The 17558-nt window shown below is 69.7% G+C and carries 11 protein-coding genes; 5 read left to right on the plus strand and 6 right to left on the minus strand.

Features of this window, described 5'->3' with window-relative positions; all coding sequences use genetic code 11:
* Positions 1-214: 214 nt before the first annotated feature.
* The 4 genes from gltB to PSC72_RS01760 all read right to left on the minus strand — a co-directional run bounded on the left by gltB (position 215) and on the right by PSC72_RS01760 (position 10712).
* The gene (gene gltB, locus PSC72_RS01745) at positions 215-4750 is read right to left on the minus strand and encodes a glutamate synthase large subunit (RefSeq protein WP_274324175.1); all 4536 of its coding nucleotides are present in this window, start codon (positions 4748-4750) and stop codon (positions 215-217) included.
* A 278-nt stretch (positions 4751-5028) separates the two neighbouring features.
* A complete protein-coding gene (locus PSC72_RS01750) occupies positions 5029-6285 on the minus strand; it encodes a Glu/Leu/Phe/Val family dehydrogenase (RefSeq protein WP_274324176.1) in 1257 nt (418 codons plus the stop codon).
* 393 nt (positions 6286-6678) lie between these two features.
* On the minus strand, positions 6679-9921 hold the full coding sequence (ileS, locus tag PSC72_RS01755; protein WP_274324177.1) for an isoleucine--tRNA ligase: 3243 nt from the start codon (positions 9919-9921) through the stop codon (positions 6679-6681).
* Positions 9922-10268: 347 nt separating this feature from the next.
* A complete protein-coding gene (locus PSC72_RS01760; protein WP_274324178.1) occupies positions 10269-10712 on the minus strand; it encodes a GNAT family N-acetyltransferase in 444 nt (147 codons plus the stop codon).
* A 123-nt stretch (positions 10713-10835) separates the two neighbouring features.
* On the opposite strand from PSC72_RS01760, the gene PSC72_RS01765 reads away from it, so the two are divergent.
* Entirely contained in the window at positions 10836-11855 is a 1020-nt protein-coding gene (locus PSC72_RS01765; protein ID WP_274324179.1) for a carbohydrate kinase family protein, read from the plus strand.
* Positions 11856-12017: 162 nt separating this feature from the next.
* The gene (locus PSC72_RS01770) at positions 12018-13121 is read left to right on the plus strand and encodes an SDR family oxidoreductase (protein WP_274324180.1); all 1104 of its coding nucleotides are present in this window, start codon (positions 12018-12020) and stop codon (positions 13119-13121) included.
* A 32-nt stretch (positions 13122-13153) separates the two neighbouring features.
* On the opposite strand, the gene PSC72_RS01775 is transcribed toward PSC72_RS01770, so the two are convergent.
* On the minus strand, positions 13154-13828 hold the full coding sequence (locus PSC72_RS01775; RefSeq protein WP_274324181.1) for a hypothetical protein: 675 nt from the start codon (positions 13826-13828) through the stop codon (positions 13154-13156).
* Positions 13829-14030: 202 nt separating this feature from the next.
* Here PSC72_RS01775 and PSC72_RS01780 point away from each other — a divergent pair, with 202 nt between their 5' ends.
* Together PSC72_RS01780 and PSC72_RS01785 are read left to right on the plus strand one after the other, a co-directional pair.
* Positions 14031-14213 (plus strand): DUF7836 family putative zinc-binding protein, encoded by a 183-nt coding sequence (locus PSC72_RS01780; protein ID WP_274324182.1) that lies wholly within the window; start codon positions 14031-14033, stop codon positions 14211-14213.
* 82 nt (positions 14214-14295) lie between these two features.
* A complete protein-coding gene (locus PSC72_RS01785; protein ID WP_274324183.1) occupies positions 14296-14985 on the plus strand; it encodes an HAD family hydrolase in 690 nt (229 codons plus the stop codon).
* A gap of 60 nt (positions 14986-15045) precedes the next feature.
* Here the strand turns inward: PSC72_RS01785 and PSC72_RS01790 are convergent, their stop codons facing one another.
* Positions 15046-15852 carry a 2-amino-3,7-dideoxy-D-threo-hept-6-ulosonate synthase gene (locus PSC72_RS01790; protein WP_274324184.1) on the minus strand — a complete coding sequence of 269 codons (807 nt, stop codon included), beginning with the start codon at positions 15850-15852 and terminating at the stop codon, positions 15046-15048.
* 175 nt (positions 15853-16027) lie between these two features.
* Between PSC72_RS01790 and PSC72_RS01795 the strand changes: the two genes are divergently transcribed.
* On the plus strand, positions 16028-17545 hold the full coding sequence (locus PSC72_RS01795) for a hypothetical protein (protein ID WP_274324185.1): 1518 nt from the start codon (positions 16028-16030) through the stop codon (positions 17543-17545).
* Positions 17546-17558: the final 13 nt, after the last annotated feature.

Below are 17558 nucleotides of genomic sequence, written 5' to 3' on the forward strand. Positions count from 1 at the left end.
CGTCCTCTATCCGCACGACTCATTATCGAGATAACACATTCCGCTGACTAATAGTCCTTCTGTTCCGGTGAAGAATCGGCAGACGACTCGGCGGCGTTCACCGCCCTTCGACGCCACCAACTCGTGAGTAGTTCGGTGGTACCGGGTGAGCGCCTGTGGAGTGACAGGTGACTGTGACGAGGGAAAAGGGCTAGGAAACGTCGAGACGGTGGCGTCAGTCGTCGGCCTGGCCGTGGCTCGCGACGCCGGTGTCGGAGGCCGGCGCGGCCGGGTCGGGCAGTTCCGTGCGCACGTCGTCGCCCTCGCGCTCCTCGATGACCTCGGCGTAGGCGTCGGGCATCACCTTCGTGAACTGCTCCAGTTCGGCGTCCCAGTCGGCCAGCAGTTCGGCCGCGCGCTCGGAGTCGGTGTACTCGGCGTGGTTCTCGACGAGGCGGGTGACCATCTGGCGGTCGAGTTCGTCGAGCGTCGGTTCGATCGAGACCATTCCGGTGTTCGCCCTGCGGGCGAGTTTGCCGTCGGGGTCGTAGACGTAGGCGACGCCGCCGGACATCCCGGCCGCGAAGTTCTTGCCCGTCTCGCCCAGCACGACGATGGTGCCGCCGGTCATGTACTCGCAGCCGTGGTCGCCGACGCCCTCGACGACGCCCTTCACGCCGGAGTTGCGGACGGCGAAGCGCTCGCCGGCGACGCCGTTGACGTAGGCCTCGCCCTGGGTCGCGCCGTACAGGGCGACGTTGCCGATGACGACGTTCTCGTCGGCCGCGTAGTTGGCGTTCTCGGGGGTCCTGACGAGGAGTTTCCCGCCGGAGAGTCCCTTGCCGACGTAGTCGTTCGCGGTCCCGACGAGGTCCATGGTGATCCCCCGCTGGAGGAACGCGCCGAAGGACTGACCCGCGGTGCCCTCCAGGCGCACGTCGATGGTGTCGTCCGGCAGTCCCTCGCCGCCGAAGCGCGCGGAGACCTCGTTCGAGAGGGTCGCGCCGACGGCGCGGTGGATGTTATCGACCTCGGTCGAGACGGCGACCGGTTCGCCTGATTCGAGGGCGGGCTCGGCCTCCTCGATGAGGTCCCAGTCGAGCGCGTCCGCGACGTCGTGTGTCTGCTCGCGGGTCTTGTAGCGGTCGTCGTCGCCGGCGGGCTCGGCGATGACGCCCGACAGGTCGACCTTCTTCGCCTTGGGCTGGGTCACGTCGGTGCGCTGGGCGAGCACGTCCGGCCGCCCGACCATCTCGTCGACGGTCCGGAAGCCGAGTTCGGCCATGATCTCCCGCAGTTCCTGCGCGACGAAGGTCATGTAGTTGACGACGTGCTGGGGCTCGCCGGGGAAGCGGTCGCGGAGCTTCTCGTTCTGGGTCGCGACGCCGACGGGGCAGGTGTTCTCGTGGCACTGGCGGGCCATCACGCAGCCCGAGGTGACCATCGACGCGGTCCCGAAGGCGTACCCCTCGGCGCCGAGCAGGGCGGCGACGGCCACGTCGCGGCCGGTCTTCATCCCGCCGTCGGTGGTGACCTCGATGCGCGAGCGCAGGCCCGTCGCCCGCAGCATCTGGTTGGCCTCGGCGAGACCGAGTTCCCACGGCAGGCCCGCGTTCTTGATGGAGGTCTTCGGTGACGCGCCGGTCCCGCCGTCGTGGCCCGAGATGTGGACCTTGTCGGCGTTGGCCTTCGCGACGCCGGCCGCGATGGTGCCGATGCCGTCCTCGGCGACGAGCTTGACGTTGATGTCGGCGTCGGGGTTGGAGGCTTTCAGGTCGTGGATGAGCTGTTTCAGGTCCTCGATGGAGTAGATGTCGTGCAGCGGCGGCGGCGAGATGAGCCCGACCCCCGGCGTCGCGTAGCGGACGTGGGCGATCATCTCGTTGACCTTCTTGCCGGGGAGGTGGCCGCCCTCGCCGGGCTTGGAGCCCTGGGCCATCTTGATCTGCAGTTCGTCGGCCTCGGAGAGGTACTCGCTGGTGACGCCGAACCGGCCGGAGGCGACCTGCTTGATGCCGCACTCCTTCTCTGTGCCGAACCGTTCCGGGGGTTCGCCGCCCTCGCCGGTGTTGGCGTTGCTGCCGAGCCGGTTCATCGCGATGGCGTTGTTCTCGTGCATCTCCGGGGAGAGGCTCCCTTGGCTCATCGCGGCCGTCTCGAAGCGCGTGACGATGTCCTCGACGGGTTCGACCTCCTCGATCGGGATCGACTCCCGGTCGGAGTCGAACTCCAGCAGGCCCCGTAGCGTCTGGAGCTGCTCGTTCTGTTCGTTGATCTCGGCGGCGAACTCCTTGTAGCGCTCGTAGTCGCCGGTGCGGACGGCCTGCTGGATCGTCCCGACCGTCGAGGGGTTCCACTGGTGGTGGATGCCGCCCGAGCGGTTCTCGAACTCGCCCTGTCGCTCCAGGTCCGGGTCCTCGCCCCAGGCGACCTCGTGGCGGTCGAGGAGGTCCTCCTCGATCTCTTCGAGGCCGATGCCCTCGGTGCGGTTGGCGGTGCCCTCGAAGTACTCCGCAACGAAGTCGCTGGAGAGGCCGACGGCCTCGAAGATCTGGGCGCCCTGGTAGCTCTCGACGGTCGAGATGCCCATCTTCGCCATCGTCTTCAGGAGGCCGTCCTCCAGCGCGTTGACGTAGGCGTCGATGGCCTTCGAGAGTTCGGCGCCGTCGGGACCGGCGACCAGGTCCTCGATGGTCTGGTAGGCGAGGTACGGGTTGACCGCGCCCGCGCCGTAGCCGACCAGCGTGGCGATGTGGTGGACGGTCCGCGGGTCGCCGGACTCGACGACGAGGCCGACGTGGTTGCGCAGCCCGTTGCGGACGAGGTGGTGGTGGATACCGCCCACGGCGAGGAGGCTCGGGATGGCGACGCGGTCGGCGCCCGCCTCGCGGTCCGAGAGGACGATGACATCGTGTTCGGTCGCGGCGTCAGAGGCTTCCTCGCGGGCGACTTCGACGGCCTCGCGGAGGTCGTACTCGTCGGGGTCGTAGCTGATGTCGACGACGACCGAGGACATGCCGTTGGCGTCCAGCTCGCGGATGGCCTCGGTCTGCTGGTCGGTGAGGACCGGCGAGTCGACGACCAGTTGGCGGGCGTGCTCGGGCGACTCGCCGAGCAGGTTCTGCTGGTGGCCGAGTCGCGACTCCAGCGAGGTGACCAGTTCCTCGCGGATGTAGTCCAGCGGCGGATTGGTCACCTGTGCGAACAGCTGCTTGAAGTAGGTAAAGAGGGGGCGGTTGAACTGCGAGAGGACCGAGAGGGGCGTGTCGTCGCCCATCGAGCCGACCGGGTCCTTGCCCTTCTCGGCCATCGGCTCGATGAGGTGGTCGACCTCGTCGTAGGTGTAGCCGTACTGGGCCTGGTAGGCTCGCAGCTCGTCGAACTCGTGGGCGGGCAGGTTGTCGTCCTCGGCGCTGATGTCGGCGAGGTCGACCTGGTTGTCCGCGACCCACTCGCCGTACGTCTCGTCGGTGAGGTCCTCGAACACCTCGTCGTCGGGGACGACCCGGCCCTCCTCGGGGTCGGCGAGGAACAGCTGGCCGGGCTGGAGGCGTCCGCGCTCCTCGATCTCGGCCGGATCGGTGTCGAGCGCGCCCGCCTCCGAGGCCATGACGAGCGTGTTGTCGGTGAGCACGTCGTAGCGGCAGGGCCGCAGGCCGTTGCGGTCGAGGACGGCGCCGACGCGGTCGCCGTCTGTGGCGGCCACGAGAGCGGGCCCGTCCCACGGTTCGACGAGCGACGCGTGGTAGTCGTACCAGTCGCGGCGGTCGCCGGTCACGTCGTTGGCCTCGCCGCGCCAGGCCTCGGGGATGAGCATCCGGAGCGCGTGGGGCAGGTCCCGCCCTTCGAGCATGAGGAGTTCGAGGGCGTTGTCCACGCTCGCCGTGTCCGACTGCTCGGGGTCGTCGATGATCGGCTTGAGTTTGTCCAGATCGGAGAACGCGTCGGAGTCCAAGTCCGTCTCCCGCGCGCGCATCCAGTTGATGTTGCCCTGGATGGTGTTGAACTCGCCGTTGTGGATGATCCCGCGGTAGGGGTGGGCGAGGTGCCACGCGCCCAGCGTGTTCGTCGAGAAGCGGGCGTGGACCATCGCGAAGGTGGTGTCGACGCGCTCGTCCGTCAGGTCGGGGTAGTAGTCGGCGACCTGCTCGCCCTTGAGCAGGCCCTTGTAGACGACGGTGTCGGTCGCCAGCGAGACGACGTAGAAGCGCTCGTGGCCCTCCGGTTCGGTCTCCTCGACGTGGGTCTCGAGGACGCGACGGGCCGTGTAGAGTTGGCGGTCGAACTCGTCGCCGGTCAGGCCCTCGGCTGACTCGACGAAGACCTGGACGACCGCGGGTTCGGAGTCCAGGGCCGTCTGACCGAGGTCGCTGTTGTCGGTCGGGACGGTCCGCCAGGCCACCACGTCGAGGCCCTCGTCGGCGAACTGCGATTCGACGATCGCTTTCAGTTCCTCGCGCGCGTCGCCGTCGTCCTTCGGGAGAAAGAGCGAGCCCACGGCGTACTCGCCGAGCGTGAGGTCGGCGTCGACCTCGTCGGAGAAGAAGTCGTGGGGCGTCTGGATCATGACGCCCGCGCCGTCGCCGGTCGACTCCTCGGCGCCCGTCGTGCCGCGGTGTTCGAGGTTCTCGAGCAGTTCCAGTCCGTCGGAGAGGACCCAGTGCCCACCGTCGCCGTCGAGGTCCATCACGACCCCGACGCCGCAGTTGGACCGCGCGTCGGCCGGGTCGGCCAACCGCTGGTCCCCGTCGTCACGAGAGAAGGTAGTCATCGGTGTTCCCGTGGTTCCGAATCGCAGGCTAAAACCCTTGGCCTGATAGACTATATGACCGTTATACCCACACTAAGGTATATTAACAGCCTTTGGCACGTATTACCTCACGAACGACCAATACAGTTCAGAGGCCTGATCGTAGTTGTTCTAATCCACTGTCCGAGACGACATAAGGATACCTTCGCGGCGAAAAAACCAAAAGAACGATCGGGAATGGAGATTAAAACGGAACGGGGCCGTTCGAAGTTGACGAACGTGCGGACGTCGGCAGGGAGTTACGGCCAGGTGCCGGCCTGCTCCGCGGCGTCGAGGACGCGCTGGATCGCGACGACGTAAGCGCCGACGCGGAGGCTCGGCAGGTCGTGTTCCTCGTAGGCCTCGACGAGGTTCCAGAACTGCTCGACGGTGATGTCTTCGAGGCGCTCGTTGACGGTCTCCTCGTCCCAGTAGAAGCGCTGGCGATTCTGGACCCACTCGAAGTACGAGACGGTGACGCCGCCGGCGTTGGCGAGGATGTCCGGGACGATGATGACGTCCTTGTCCTCGAGGATGTCGTCGCCCTTGGGCGTGATCGGGCCGTTGGCGGCCTCGGAGATGACGTCGGCCTGGACGCCCTCGGCGATCTCCTCGTCGATGGCGTTCTCCAGGGCCGCAGGGATCAGCAGGTCGACGTCGAGCTGGAGCAGCTCGTCGTTGGTGATCTCCTCGTCGGCGTCGGCGAACCCGACGACGCTGCCGGTCTCGCGCTTGTGGTCCTTGGCGGCGACGGGGTCGAGACCGTCCTCGTTGTAGATGCCGCCGCTGGAGTCGGAAACGGCGACGACGTTCGCGCCCATCTCGTCGATGAGGTCCGCGGAGATCCAGCCGGCGTTGCCGTAGCCCTGGACGGCAACGGTGGCGCCCTCGAGGTCCTTGTCGAGGTAGTCGAACGCTTCGCGGGCGGCGATGACCGTCGAGCGGCCGGTCGCCTCGACGCGGCCCTCGCTGCCGCCGCTGGAGATGTCCTTGCCGGTGATGACGCCCGGTTCGGTCGTGTTCTCGAGGGTCTCGTAGGTGTCCTTGATCCAGTTCATCTCCCGCTGGCCGGTGTTGACGTCCGGCGCGGGCACGTCGCGGTCCTCACCGATGATCGGCGTCAGCTCCTTCGCGAAGGCGCGCGTGATGCGCTCGAGTTCGTCCTCGGAGTAGTCGTCGGGGTCGATGATGATGCCACCCTTCCCGCCACCCAGCGGGATGCCGACCGTGGCGGTCTTGTAGACCATCCAGCCGGAGAGGGCCTTGACCTCGTCGCGGGAGACCTGCGGGTGGTAGCGGATGCCGCCCTTGTACGGGCCGCGGTCGCCGTTGAACTGCGAGCGGAACGCGCGGAAGACCTCGATCGAACCGTCGTCCATCTCGACCGAGAGGTTCGTCTCCAGGATCCGCTCGGGGTTTTTCAGCCGCTCCAGCATGCCCTCGTCAACGTCGAGGTACTCGGCGGCTTCGTCGATCTGTTCCTGTAGGCTCTCGAACGGGTTTACCTCGGATCCCATACGTGGACGGTCGTGGACTTCTGATAAAAATAAACCGGATTCGTCCAGGAAAATACGCTCTTGGTGCAAAATTATTATACAGGAAGGGGATCCAGAGAATAATAGGTATATAACCACATAAACCAGGTCGACTCACCGACCCGCCGACGAGCTACGGACAGCCAGCAGGGGACCGGCGAACGGCTCCGGCGTCGCGCCGGCGGAAGGGAATTCGGGGGAACGGGCGGAGATCGGACCGCGATCGGGGCCGCGTCTGCCGGTTGTCAGCCCGAAGTCTGACGGCCCTTTATCACCGACGACGTATCACTCGAAGACGCCGGGGCGCGGCACGGTCACACGCTCCCGTTCCCGCCTCGCTGTGGACATCCCGTCCTCCTATCCTTCTGGACCGACTCACGCCGGATCGGCAACTGGATCCATTCCGAGAGTCACCCGCGATCCAGCGACCGTCCAGTCGCGCGTGTATCGGTAGTCTTCGTCCGCCTCGGCCTCCGGTTCCGCGACGGAGAGGCCGGTGATGCGGACGGCGCGTCGCAGGTCGTCGTCGTGGTCGGCGACCGCGGCGCGGAGTTCGTCGTCGTGGCTGACGACGGACAGCCGGACCCGTTCGTCGACCCCGAGGTCGAGATCCGCGCGCATCTCCTGGGCGCGCCTGGTCACGTCGCGCGCGAGCCCCGTCCGGCGCAGCGCCTCGGGGAGCGACTCGTCGACGTAGACCGTCCCGCCGTCGAACGGCACGCGGGAGACGCCGTCGGGGACGCGTTCGACCACGGAGACGAGTTCGGCGGTGACCTCGTACTCGCGACCGTCGACGGTGACCGTCAGCGGCAACTCGTCGGCCGACCGCCCCTCGACCGCCTCAGCGACGGCCGTCGCGTCCGCACGGAACCGCGGGCCGAGCGCGTCCATCTCGGGGACGACCACGCGCTCCCGGGCGGGATAGCGGTCGGTGAGCGCGACGCGTTCGGCGTTGCACCGCTCGGCCAGCAGGTCGCGGTGACTTTCGACCGCCGCCGCGACCGCCTCGTCCGTCGGCTCGACGACGACCTCCGCGACCGGCCAGCGGTGCTTGCGCCCCATCTCCTGTCGCGCGGTCGCGACGGCCCCTTCGACCTCCCGGAGCGCGCCGACGTGGTCGACCAGGTCCGGGCGGGCCGGGAGCCCCAGCGCGTCCGCGTCGGGCCAGTCGGTCGCGTGGACCGTCGGTTCGCCGGCGTCCCTCGGCCCGTCCAGCGCGTGGTAGAGCCGCTCGGCGAGATGGGGCGCGAACGGCGCGAGCAGTCGGACGGTGGTGCCGAGGACCGTCCCCAGCGCGTCGTACGCCGCCAGCTTGTCCGCCGTCGAACTCGGCGTCCAGACGCGGTCGCGGACGGTCTGGACGTAGTACCGCGAGACGTCCTCGACGAGGAAGTCGAGGGTCGCGTCGAGGGCGACGTTCGGCTCGCGACCCTCGAAGGCACCGGTCGCCGTCTCCGTCACCTCGCGCAGGCGGGCGAGCACCCACTCGTCGAGGACTGTTCTGTCGTCGGAATCCGCCGTCAGAGCGACCGTCGGCCGGTAGTCGTCCTCGGCCATGAACATCGCGGCGAAGCGGGCGACGTTCCACACCACGTCGAAGCGCTCGCGGGTGGTCTCGACCCCCTCCATGTCCGAGGTCATCGTCACGTCCTGGCCCTGCTGTTCGTGGCCGAGCAGGTGCGCCCGCAACGCGTCTCGCCCGTGAGTCTCGGCGACTTCCGGCGGTCGCAGGACGTGTCCGCGCGACTTCGACATGGGTTCGCCGTCCAGCAGCGCCCAGCCGTGCATCAGCACCTCCTCGTAGGGCGCGCGGTCCGCGAAGGCGACGCCCAGGTAGAGCTGCATCAGGAACCAGCCGCGGGTCTGGTCGTTGCCCTCGACGACGAGGTCGGCGGGCCACTCGCCCGGGCGCTCGCGCAGGCTCGCCCACGAGGCCACGGCCGAGTCGAACCACACGTCGAGCACGTCCTCCACGCGCACCGCGTCCCCGCCGCAGTCGGGACAGGGGACCGTCACCTCGTCGACGACCGGACGGTGGGGGTCCTCGGGCACCGCGTCGAGTCCGGCCCGCTCGGCCAGGTCCGCGCGCGAGGAGACGACCGCGTCGCGGCCGCAGTCGTCGCAGTGCCAGACGGGGAGCGGACTCCCCCAGTAGCGCTGGCGGGAGACGTTCCAGTCCGGCGCGTTCGCGACGGTGTTGCGGAAGCGACCGTCCCGCGCCTCCGCCGGGTACCACGTCGTCTCCCCGACGGCGTCGAGCAGGTCGTCTTTCAGCCCGGTCACGCCCACGAGCCACTGCTCGGCGGCGCGGAAGACCACGTCGGTGTCACAGCGGGGGCACTGCGGGTACTCGTGGGTGAACTGCTCAGTCCCGAGGAGCGCGTCGGCGTCGCGGAACGCCTCCGTGACGGCTTCGCGCCCCTCGCCGTGGACGCGCTGGCCGGCGAACGGCCCGGCCTCCGCGGTGAACCGCCCGGCGAGGTCCACGGGGGAGTACGTGGGCAGTTCGAGGTCGTCCTCGGCCCGTAGTTCGCGGGCGCGCTCGAAGTCCTCGTGGCCGAACCCCGGAGCGCTGTGGACGAGCCCAGTTCCGTCGCCGTCGGTCTCGACGTAGTCGGCGTGCGCGACGACCCCGCAGGGCGTCGGGTGGTGAGGGAGCCGGTCGGCGAGCGGGTGGTCGTAGGACAGGCCGACGAGGTCGCTTCCCGGAAGCGTCTCGGTGACCGCGTAGTCGTCCGCGGCGACGCCCAGGGCGTCCATCACCGCGGGGACGCGCTCGGCGGCGACGTACAGCGGGTCGTCTGCTTCCGACGATTCGGCGTCGACTTCGACCGCCGCGTACTCCCCCTCGGCGTCGACGGCGACGAACTGGTTGCCCACGAGCGTCCACGGCGTCGTCGTCCAGGCGACGAGCGTTCCCTGTCCGTCGGCGAGCGAGAAGCCGACGTACACCGCCTCCACGGTCCGGTCCTCGTACTCCAACCGCGAGTCCGAGACCGCCGTCTCACAGCGCGGGCAGGTGTTGACGACCTGGTGGCCGCGCTCGACGAGCCCGCGGTCGTACAGCGCGGCGAAGGCGTCCCAGACGACGTCGACGTACTCGGGATCCATGGTCTGGTAGACGTCGTCCCAGTCCATCCACACCGCCAGGTCGCGGAACTCCTCGTCCATCACCGCGCGCTGCTCCGCGACGAACTCGCGACACTCCGCGACGAAGCGGTCGACGCCGTACTCTTCGACGGCCTGCTTCGTCTCGAACTCGTGGGCCTGCTCGACATTCACCTCGACGGGCAGCCCGTGCGTGTCGTACCCCGGACGAGCGCGGACTGCGCGCCCCTGCATCCGGTGATAGCGCAGCAGCGCGTCCTTGAGGATCTTCCCCCAGGCGTTGCCGACGTGCATCCGACCGCTGGTGAAGGGCGGCCCGTCGAGGAAGTAGAACTCCTCGCCGTCGCCGTCCGCGCATCGCTCCGCTGCCCGCCGTTTGGCGTACTCGTAGGCGCGGCTGGTCTCCGCGGGCGCGTCGACGCCCGGGAAGGCGTCGGGGTCGCTCCAGTGGTTCTTGACGTGCTGTTCGACCGCGTTCGGGTCGTAGTGGTCCGGTAGTCGTTCTGGCATCGTACAGATACGTCTCGTCGTGGTCGGTCGGCGCGCAATGCGGGACGACTCGGCAGACCGAGCGTCACGGAGGCTGAGTCGCCGCTGACGGATCGAGACTCACAGCACGAGCGGGCCCAGTTCGGGCGCGTCCACGGGGGACGCGACCGCCGGCGTCGGACGAGACCGGCGTCGCTGGCGGATTCGAACGAACCGTCGTGCCCCGAGAAAGTTGGTACTATGCCCCTGACGGGGCAATGATGATCGTCGCCGCGGGCACGACGTGCCGCGTCATTACCGGAGTAATTCGTCTCGGTCGATAAATCGTTTTCGGCGAGCGTCGCGGACTGCGTTCGAGCAGCGCGGCCTCACTCGTCACGGCGAAATACCAGCGGCCGCAGCGTCTCGGGTTCGCCATCTGGGTAGTCGACGGCGCCGATCTCCTCGAATCCGCAGGCCTCGTAGAACGGGACGAGTCCCTCGCGGGCGACGAGGCCGAGGTCCACGTCCGAGAGCGGCGGGTGAGTCACCAGCGCGGCCATCAGTTCATCGCCGAGGCCCTCACCGCGTCGGCCCTCACGGACGATCACGTCGTAGACCATCGCGTAGTACGTGTAATCGGTCAACGCCCGCGCGGCGGCGATGAGGTCGTCGGTCTCCTCGTCTCTGAGCGCGACCACCTCGTCGGTGGCCGCGAGCGCGCGGCGCAGCGGTTCCTCCTCGCGGTCGGCCCACCACTCGTAGGTCTCGTAGAGATCGATCAGTTCTGGCGTCGCCGATGGCCCGAGTGAGCGCTCGACGGTGACAGACATGCGCCTGAAGAGCGACGGCAGCGAGAAAAGCGTGTCTCCGGCGTGCGACGGATCCACAAGCTGGAAGCCCGCCGCTGAAATCGCTCGCCGGCCGCTTTTCCGCCGCGCGCCCCATGGTGACACATGAGCCGCTCGCTCCCGGACCGACTCGAATCCGGCGACCAGACCGCGACGGTGACCGCGCTCCCGGACGGGAGCGTCGACCGCTTCTACGAGGTGTTCGACGGCGAGCGGCGGGTGCGAAGCCGCGAGGCGTTCGGCGAGGCGATCACGACCGGCCACTCGCCGGCGTTCAGCGTCCGCCGGACCTCCGTCGAACCCGGCGGTCACGCGGTCAACATGGCCGAGCAGGCGGGTCTGCTGGGGAACGACGTGACGCTGGTCGGCCACCTCGACGACCCCGTCTTCGAGGAGTTCCCCGTCGAGACGCTGTCGATGGGCGACCCCGCCAGCGTCGGCGTCTACGGCTTCGACGACGGCGACGTGTTGCTCGCGGACCCGCCCGAGGGCGTCGCCGAGTGGTCGCTCGCCGACCTCAGAACGGCCGTCGGCGACCGCTTCGACGCGCTCCTGTCGGCCGACGCGGTCTTCTGGACGAACTGGACGACGTTCGACGCCACTCCCGAAGCGCTGTCGGAACTCGCGGGGAGCGACCTCGACGGGAACTACCTGGTCTTCGACCCCGGGAGCCTGTCGGCCCGCTCGCCGGCGGCGATGGACCGACTCGTCGACGCCCTGACCGACCTGGGCGACGCCTACGACGTGGTGCTGGCCGTCAACGCCGGCGAAGCCCGCGCGCTCGCCGACGGGATCGCCGCCGAGAGTGCCCCCGAGGAACTCTCCGACGTGACGGCGTTCCTCCGTGAGGCCGCAGCGCTCGCGGGCGCGGTGGTCCACGAGGCCGAGGCGACCGTCGCGGCCACGCCGGACGGCCGGGTCCGCGTCGAGAACGTCGCCGTCGACCCCGTTCGACACACCGGCGGCGGCGACCGGTTCGACGCCGGGCTCGCCCACGCCCTCGCGCGCGGCTGGGGCTGGGAGGACGCGCTCCGACTCGGCAACGCCTGCGCCTCGCGATACATCGCCACCGGCGAGTCGGCCACGCCGGAGGAGCTGGCGACGTTCGTCCGCGAGCGCGAGTGAGTCGGCCCGGACGCGCGTATTCAGGCACCGCCGTCAACCCGGGCTGGCCCGTTATCCGGAGGCACAGATGACTCGACCACGCGCTCGCGCCACCGCGCCGAATCGCGCCGAGGGCCGCCCGCCGACCGTCTCGCGACCGACCGCGACCGCGGGGCGGTCGCCGTGACGCCCGATCTGAAACCGCTCGACGAACAGGTGATGGTCGTCACCGGAGCCACGTCGGGCAACGGGCTGGCGACCGCGCGGATGGCCGCGGACCGCGGCGCCTCGCTCGTCCTCGCGGCCCGGAGCGAGGACGCGCTCGACGAGTTGACCCACGAGATAGCCGAGGAGGGCGGCGACGCCGTCTACGTCGTCGCCGACGTGAGCGACCGGAACGACGTCGAGCAGATCGCCGCCGTCGCCGAGGACACCTACGGCGGGTTCGACACCTGGGTCAACAACGCCGGGAAGTTCATCTACGGGCGGCTCGACGAGACGCCGGTCTCGGACATGCGCGAGCTCTTCGAGGTCAACGTCTGGGGGCTGCTCTACGGCTCGCTCGTCGCCGCGGAACACCTCAAAGACCGGGGCGGCGGCGCGATCATCAACGTCGGCAGCGTCGTCTCCGAGCGGGCGATGATCCTGCAGGGCGCCTACACCGCCTCGAAACACGCCGTCAAGGGGTTCACCGACACGCTCCGGATGGAACTCGAAGAAGAGGGCGCGCCGGTGTCGGTGACGCTCGTCAAGCCCGCGGCCATCGACACGCCCTACCCCGAGCACGCGAAGAACTACACGGACAGCCAGGTGACGCTCCCGCCGCCGGTCTACGCGCCCGAGACCGTCGCCCGGGCCATCTGCAACGCCGCTGAGACCCCCCAGCGCGACGTCTACGTCGGCGGCGCCGCGAAGCACATGGCGCAGCTTGAGTACTACGCGCCGGGCCTGCTGGACACGATCATGGAGAAACTGTTCGTCGGCCTCCAGAAGCGCGACCGCCCGCCGCGTCCGCCCGCCGAGAACGCCTTCGACCAGCCGAGCGGCGAACTGAAAGAGCGCGGCGACCACGAGGGCCACGTCGCCGAGCGAAGCCTCTACACCCGCCTCGCGACGAGCGGCGTCAACGGGAAGACCATCGGCGCCGCCAGCGTCGTGGCGGCGGCCGGCTACGCCCTCTATCGCGCCGCTCGCGACGACGAGCGCGGCCGGTCGTCTTCGAGGACCGGGACCGAACGGAACGACGGCGAGCGAAGCCGACGCCGATCAGTCGTGAAGCGGCGGTGACCGGGGGGTTGGCGAGTCCCGAGACGGGCGGATCAAGCCACCGACTCGCGGTTCGAGGCGGTCGCCGCTTCGAGCCAGCCGGCAGCGATCGGAAAGAGCAGTATCCCGAGCGAATCCACCGGGGAACTCCCGTGAGCGATGATGCCGACGCTCGACCCGACGAGCAAAACGAGGGGGGCGGCCGGCGCGCCGTCTCGGCGTTTCGCGACGGCGATCGCGACCACCGCGACCACGTACCCGACGAAACCGACGACCGCGAAGAGACCGGCGAAGCCGCCGACCGGTTCCGCGTAGATGACCGCGACGGCCTCTCTGATTCCGGCCTCCTGTTCGGCCGGGAGGCCCTCGCCCGTGCGAACTAGCACGCCCGTCGCGACGCCTGCGATCGACTCGAACGCGATGTAGAAGACGAGATAGACGCCGACCCCGACGCGGCCGACCGTCGCGACGGGGCCGGAACAGCCCTGCAGGAGGAGCGACAGGCTGAGCCCCAGCAGGCCGAACGACAGCAACAGCAGGAGGTGGAGCGTCAGCCACGATTCCGCGACCGGCGCGAGGGTGTCGTAGGCGGCGTCGCCGACAGCGGGATGGAACCGCAGTAGGATCGCCAGGCCGAGTCCCGGGCCGAGAAGCGCGGTCAGGCGCCCCGCGTCCCGGAGTCGGGACTCACCGCCGTTCCCGAACACTGCCGCTCGATCTCGTGTCACGAATTCTTGTTTTGATTCCAACCGATTAGGCGTGTCGGACGGAGTCTGCGAGACGGTTCCCCGCGGACCGGCCGATTGCAACAGACCTGTCGGCCACCGTCGACGTGCGGGAGTTCGCCGGTCACGGGCGGCCCACCGGTTCCGACCCCGGCTCGCGGGAATCGCCACAAAGCTCTTTCTGGACGCGGCCGCACGGCCGAGTATGCAGGAGGCCTGGATCCAGCTCCGGTGTCCCGACTGCGGCGAACAGTGGGAAGCCAACCCCGTCGACCTGCCCGAACCGCAGGGGTCGTTCACCTGCGAACAGTGCGACGGGGCGCGACCGGTCTCCGAGTTCACCAAGACTGCGCGCGACTTCGAGATCCTGGAGTCGTTCCACGAGTGAGGCGGGCGAGCGCCGCTCGGACGCGACGCTCGCCTCCGCGGCGTGAGAACGTTTAAGCGAGCGCCGGCGGATCCCCGTCGGCATGGGCGAGTTCGACGCGGTCTGCTTCGACCTCGACAGCACGCTCTGCGTCTCCGAGCAGTCCGACGCCGAGATCCACGAGGCGGTCTTCGAGCGGTGCGGCGTCGACCCGTTCTTCTCGCCCGCCGACGTCCGCGCGGTCGATTCCGCCGAGTTACCCACGGCCGAGACCGACCGCGAGTTCTACGAACACCTCTACCGGGAGGTCTGCGAGTCCGTCGGCGGCGACCCCGCGCACGCGCCGGATCTCGCCGCGGCGACCCTCGACGTCGTCGACCCAGCCGCCGTCACCTTCCGCGAGGGCGCCCGCGAGGCGCTGGCGCACGCCCGCGAGCGCTACGACGTGGGCCTGATCACGAACGGCGGCGAGGACACCCAGACGGCCAAGCTCGAACAGCTGGGCGTCGCCGACGCGTTCGACGCGACCGTGTTCTGCGACCCGGCCGACGGGATCGAACCGAAGCCCCATCCGGCGCCGTTCGAGCGAGCGCTCGCCGAGCTCGACGCGGCGCCCGAGCGGACGCTCTACGTCGGCGACCAGCACGCCGCAGACGTGGTCGGGGCGCACGAGGCCGGCCTCCGGTCGGCGTGGGTTCCCCCGGACCGGGACCACCAGGAGGTCGTCGCGGACCCCGATCCGGCGCCGACTCACCGGCTAGATTCGATGGCCGAACTGTCTCGGGTCTTCTGAGTCAGGGGCCGCTCGCGGTCGAGCGGATCGGCGGTCGGCAGAAAGGGCGGGTAGTTCGCCTCAGACCTCGGCGGGGAGCCCGGCGAGTTCGGCGGCCTCGTCGGCGGAGGCGTCGTCGTGGAGGACGGCGGCGACGGCCCGGGTGATGGCCTCGGGGTCGTCGTGCTGGAAGATGGAGCGGCCCATCGAGACGCCGGCGGCGCCGGCGTCGACGGCGCCGCGGACCATCGAGAGCGTCTCGCGGTCGGTACCCTTCGAGCCGCCGGCGATGACGACGGGAAGCGACGTGGCCTCGACGACGCGCTCGAACGTGTCGGCGGTGCCGCTGTAGGCGGTCTTGACGACGTCGGCGCCGAGCTCCTCGGCGAGGCGGACGGCGTGGCTCAGGTCCTCGGCGAACAGTTCGGGGTCGTCGTCGCGCACGTCGTGGCCGCGGGCGTAGGCCATCGCGAGCGTGGGCAGGCCGTAGCGCTCGGCCTCGCTCGTGACCTCGCCGAGTTCGGTGATCTGGTCGGGCTCGTGTTCGCTGCCGACGTTGATGTGGAAGGAGACGGCGTCGGCGCCGGCGCGGATGGCGTCCTCGACCGTCCCGGTCGTGCGCTTGTCGCTCTCGTCGGGGCCGATCGCGGTCGACCCGTTGAGGTGGACGATGTAGCCCGCGTCGTTCTTGTTCGGGTGGACACGACCGGCGACGCCGCGCTGCGTGAGGACGGCATCGGCGCCGCCGCGCGTGATGGCGTCGACCGTCGATTCGAGGTCGACGAGGCCTTTCACCGCTCCGAGCGTGATCCCGTGGTCCATCGGGACGACGAGGTAGCGCCCCCCTGTCCCGATGCGGGCGAGACGCGCGTCTTTCCCTGCAGTCATGTTGTGTGAGGGTGTGGCAAGTACGGTTATTTGCCTTCCGGTTGCGGCCCGGATTGCGCCGGCCGCCGGACCGACCGCGGTGACCGCGACGCGGCGCCTGACCCCCTCGAACCTGTTTTCGTTCCTGATATTCCGAGAGGCACAGATATAGCGGATAACTCCATCAGTGCAGATAATGAGGGCGGCCGTCTCGGTTTCGATATCACTCCTCTGCGTCGCGGCCGCGGTCGGGTCGCTCGCGACCGCGGGGGCCGGGGCTCCCCCGGCGGCCGACGACGGGTCGATAGGTTTCCGAGCCGACGCGGCTCCGCACGTCGACGAATCCGGCGGAGGGACCGCCGAGGCGGCCGGACCGACGACGAACGTCACGGTGCGGCGGACTGACGACGGCACGGTGGAGTACGAGATACGCGTGCGTGGTCGGTCCGGGTCGGGTCGGCTCTGGGTCGTCCTCCGCGGTCCGGGGACCCCCGTGTCCTCGCCGGGATTCGAGCGGGTGCCCGGTAGTGGCGCGGTGCGACTGCTCTCGACGGAACCGCCGGGAAGCGAGGCCGCGTTGACCGTCGCGGTCAGCGCGAGCGCGGCGTCCGCGAACGAAATGGCCGTCGCGGACGACTGGACGTTCGGCAGGGTCCCGTTCGTCGAGGTCCAGTGGACGCACGACGGGTCGGTCGAGCGCTCGTGGCCGCTGGCCGAGCGACGCGCGCCCGACGCGGGAGCGCCCGCCCTGCTCGGCGACAGGTACGCCGTCGTCGGGGACTACGAGGTGGCCCGCCGCACGACGCCGAACGGGCGGATCGACCTCGTGGTTCCGTCCGGGGCGATGGACGGGACGCAGACCGACCGGGTCGCCGACTCGCTCGCGCGGGCGTCCCGTGACCTCGACGTCGGCGACCGCGGCGACGACGTGCTCGCGTTCGCGGCGCCGTCCTCGGTCCGCTGGGGCGGCGAGTCCGTCCCCGCCCGCGACGAACTCTGGGTCAACGCGGGTTCCCGGCTCGACGACGCCGAAGCCGTCTGGCTCCACGAGTACGTCCACACCCGCCAGTCGTTCCGCCTCGCCGCGGACATGACGTGGTTCCGCGAGGCCAGCGCCGAGTACTACGCCGCCGCGCTCGCCCGCGAGCAGGGGCTGATCGACCGGGCGGCGATGGAGCGACACCTCGACGGCGCGCCGTCGACGGCGACGCTCACTGATCCCGATAGCTGGGGCAGCGACGCGGTCCCGCAGCGGAAGGGCGGGCGTGCGCTCGCCGTCCTCGACCGGCGGATCCGGGAGCGGACCTACGGCCACCGCTCGCTGGAGGACGTCTTCCGCCGACTCAACCGGCACGACGGCGTCGTCACCTACGCCGTCTTCGCCCAGACCGTCGCCGAGGTGACAGGCGAACCCGACGACTGGCCCGACCGCCACGTGAACGGCTCGGCTCCCGTCGCCGACCAGTACGGTTCCGACGCGCACCCGCTCGGCGCCGGATTTCTCGCCGGGCTCGGTCCCGGGGAGACGACGGGGCACAGTGTCGACGGTGACGCGTTCGCGGCGCTCCGCGGCGCGGGGGAGGTCTTCTTCGCGATCGCGACCGGGCTGAGCGCCGTCGCCGGGATCCCGCTGTACGGCGCGCTCCGACAGCGCAAGCGGCGGGAACGGGGCGATCGGGAACAGCCGCTCGACGGGGCGGCGCGCTCGTCCTGAAACGACGGAAAAG

The sequence above is a fragment of the Halosimplex aquaticum genome (genome assembly GCF_028747785.1).
Taxonomy (GTDB): domain Archaea; phylum Halobacteriota; class Halobacteria; order Halobacteriales; family Haloarculaceae; genus Halosimplex; species Halosimplex aquaticum.

Coding starts and splice junctions, on each gene's coding strand:
- gltB (WP_274324175.1), bottom strand. CDS start 4,750: ATGACTACCTTCTCTCGTGACGACGGGGACCAGCGGTTGGCCGACCCG.
- PSC72_RS01750 (WP_274324176.1), bottom strand. CDS start 6,285: ATGGGATCCGAGGTAAACCCGTTCGAGAGCCTACAGGAACAGATCGAC.
- ileS (WP_274324177.1), bottom strand. CDS start 9,921: ATGCCAGAACGACTACCGGACCACTACGACCCGAACGCGGTCGAACAG.
- PSC72_RS01760 (WP_274324178.1), bottom strand. CDS start 10,712: ATGTCTGTCACCGTCGAGCGCTCACTCGGGCCATCGGCGACGCCAGAA.
- PSC72_RS01765 (WP_274324179.1), top strand. CDS start 10,836: ATGAGCCGCTCGCTCCCGGACCGACTCGAATCCGGCGACCAGACCGCG.
- PSC72_RS01780 (WP_274324182.1), top strand. CDS start 14,031: ATGCAGGAGGCCTGGATCCAGCTCCGGTGTCCCGACTGCGGCGAACAG.
- PSC72_RS01785 (WP_274324183.1), top strand. CDS start 14,296: ATGGGCGAGTTCGACGCGGTCTGCTTCGACCTCGACAGCACGCTCTGC.
- PSC72_RS01790 (WP_274324184.1), bottom strand. CDS start 15,852: ATGACTGCAGGGAAAGACGCGCGTCTCGCCCGCATCGGGACAGGGGGG.
- PSC72_RS01795 (WP_274324185.1), top strand. CDS start 16,028: ATGAGGGCGGCCGTCTCGGTTTCGATATCACTCCTCTGCGTCGCGGCC.